The 2890-nt window shown below is 39.3% G+C and carries 3 protein-coding genes; 2 read left to right on the forward strand and 1 reads right to left on the reverse strand.

Annotated elements, in window-relative coordinates:
• On the forward strand, window positions 1–173 hold a 173-nt coding region (locus tag F6K22_RS37540; RefSeq protein WP_363275285.1), incomplete at its 5' end, for a zinc ribbon domain-containing protein.
• A gap of 412 nt (window positions 174–585) precedes the next feature.
• On the opposite strand, the gene glnA is transcribed toward F6K22_RS37540, so the two are convergent.
• Window positions 586–2007, reverse strand: coding sequence for a type I glutamate--ammonia ligase (gene glnA, locus F6K22_RS37545; protein ID WP_293109889.1), 1422 nt, complete (start codon window positions 2005–2007; stop codon window positions 586–588).
• A gap of 364 nt (window positions 2008–2371) precedes the next feature.
• Here glnA and apcB point away from each other — a divergent pair, with 364 nt between their 5' ends.
• Window positions 2372–2881: an allophycocyanin subunit beta gene (gene apcB / locus F6K22_RS37550; RefSeq protein WP_293109891.1), complete on the forward strand. Its 510-nt coding sequence runs from the start codon at window positions 2372–2374 to the stop codon at window positions 2879–2881.
• Window positions 2882–2890 lie beyond the last annotated feature (9 nt).

Below are 2890 nucleotides of genomic sequence, written 5' to 3' on the forward strand. Positions count from 1 at the left end.
TGTGGGATTGTCCTGAATGTGGTAGTCACCATGACCGGGATATCAACGCAAGTATAAATATTTTGGCTGCGGGACTCGCAGTGTCAGTCTGTGGAGCGACCGTAAGACCGGAAGAGAGTAAATCTCGTTTATGCGGGTGCTATGAAACAGAAAGCTCCTACCAGCAATGCTAGGGAATCCCGCCCTGTCTCGTAAGAGCAGCGTCGGGAGGATGTCAATTAGCAATCATAGTACAGAGAAAATTCGTAAGGATGAGGGCGTAGACGCATAGGGTTAACCTCATTATCCAACTTATACTCAATTCAAGTTTTAATCAAATCTTTCGTAGGATACCCAGGGCAAAAAAAAGTTGAATAAAAAGTCATAATGATATACGAACACAACTATCCATTATTATATTATCAAAATTTTGTTGAGGATGCAACCGAAAATCCTTTGACGCGGGATTTTTTTTGGAGCTTCATAGAATGAAAATGTTTATGATTTTACACTAGGCGAGGTATAGAAAGGAAGGGGATGTGATATGAAAGGCAAAAAAATAGCCTTCTTCTGGGAAGGCTAATAAAATGAAATTACTATTATGACTTAGCAATCATAGTAGAGAGAAAATTCGTAAGGATGAGGGCGTAAACGCATAGGGTTAACCTCATTATCCAACTTGTACTCAATCCAAGTTTGAATCAAATCCTCCGTAAATACCCCACCAGTAGTCAAAAATTCATGGTCTTTTTCCAAAGCTTCCAAAGCACCCTCTAGGGAACCGGGAGTGGAAGGAATCTTACTCAACTCTTCAGGACTGAGGTCATAAATATCCACATCCAAAGATGCGCCAGGGTCAATTTCATTCTTAATCCCATCAATACCAGCACAAAGCATTGCCGCAAAAGCCAGATATGGGTTACAACTAGCATCAGGACAACGGAATTCTAGTCGTTTTGCTTTAGGATTAGTACCACTTAAAGGAATCCGAACAGAAGCAGAACGGTTTCCTTGAGAATAAGCCAAGTTTACCGGAGCTTCAAAACCAGGAACTAATCGCTTATAAGAATTAGTAGAAGGATTAGAGAAAGCTAATATTGCTGGAGCGTGCTTAAGGATACCACCAATATAATTAAGAGCCATCTTACTCAAGTTAGCATAACCATCACCCCAGAATAAAGGCTGTCCATCTTTCCAGATTGACTGGTGACAGTGCATCCCCGAACCATTATCGTTAAATATAGGCTTAGGCATGAAAGTAATAGTTTTGCCATATTTTTTGCCCACATTCTTGATGACATACTTATAAATCATTAAGTTGTCTGCAGCTTCTACCAACTTGCCAAACTGGAAACCTAATTCATTCTGACCACCTGTAGCTACTTCGTGGTGATGCTTCTCAATGGGTACTCCACACTTAGCCATTGTTAACAGCATTTCTGTGCGTAGGTCTTGCATAGTATCTGTGGGAGATACAGGGAAGTAGCCTTGTTTGTAACCTGGTTTATAGGCTTTGTTACCTCCATCTTCTTCACGACCAGAGTTCCAACGACCTTCTACACTATCTACATAGTAGTATCCTTTATTTTCTGTTTGGTCGAAACGAGCATCTTCAAACACAAAAAATTCAGCTTCCGGACCAAAGAATGCTGTATCTCCAAGACCTGTTGTTTTCAAGTATTCAACTGCTTTCTGAGCAATAACTCTAGGACAACGACTATACCACTCACCAGTTCTAGGTTCTTTAATACTACAGGTAATACTTAATGTAGGTTCTGCCATAAAAGGGTCAATCCAAGCAGTAGTTGGATCGAGTACCATCATCATGTCTGACTCGTTAATATTTTTCCAGCCACGAATACTGGAACCATCGAAGGCAACTCCATCTGTGAAAGAACTTTCATCAATTTGGCTTTTGTGAACTGTTAAATGTTGCCAAATACCAGGTAGGTCGATGAATTTCAAATCAATAACTTGAATGTCATCATTATTAATCCAGTTCAAGACATCTTGAGCGGTTTGTGCCATTATTAGCTCCTAAATCTTAAATTTTGCTTTTCTTAAGAGGCTTAATAGCTACTGCTACTGCTCTATAAAACTTTGACAAAAGGTCACAAAGTGACAAATTGAAAATTGTATGAACTTTGCATCTGGGGTTCTCTATTGTTTTAACCGAGACCACAGACGGCACGTCGAAAACAGAGAGGGCAGTAAGGCTGACTGTAGTTAGCTCTAATAAGAATACATCTGGCTAATAATAAGAATTAAAATTGTTGAGTTTTTGTATCGAATGTGACAATATTTCTATGGCCTATTCTAATGATTCTGCTAGGTGTCAATTTGTAGTAGGCTAATATGGAAAGTTTAAGAAATTGTTGGGAGTATTGATTTTATGCGGGACACTGTAACTAGCTTAATAGAAAATTACGATTCTAAGGGTCGTTATTTAGATCGAGATGGGGTCGATCAATTAAAATCTTATTTTGAAACTGGTACTGCACGAGTACAAGCTGCTACAGTAATTAATTCTCAGGCTGCTAGTTTGGTTAAACAAGCTGCAGTTACTTTGTTTGCACAACAACCAGAATTAATTCGTCCCAGTGGTAATGCTTATACAACTCGTCGTTATGCAGCTTGTCTACGGGACATGGATTATTATCTGCGCTATGCTACTTATGCTTTAGTAGCAGGTAATACAGACGTTTTGGATGAGCGTGTGCTACAGGGGCTTCGGGAAACTTATAATTCTTTAGGAGTACCTATTGGACCTACTGTGATAGGTATTGGTATTATGAAAGAACTGGTTAAGTCTGAGGTAGAGGCAGCAGGTATTCCAACTGGTGCTTTTTTGGCGGAACCTTTCGATCATTTAATTAGTGAGTTGGCTGAAAAGGATATTTAGTTTTCTTTA

Source organism: Okeania sp. SIO2F4, assembly GCF_010672385.1.
Classification (GTDB): Bacteria; Cyanobacteriota; Cyanobacteriia; order Cyanobacteriales; family Microcoleaceae; genus Trichodesmium.

Coding starts and splice junctions, on each gene's coding strand:
- apcB (WP_293109891.1), top strand. CDS start 2,372: ATGCGGGACACTGTAACTAGCTTAATAGAAAATTACGATTCTAAGGGT.
- glnA (WP_293109889.1), bottom strand. CDS start 2,007: ATGGCACAAACCGCTCAAGATGTCTTGAACTGGATTAATAATGATGAC.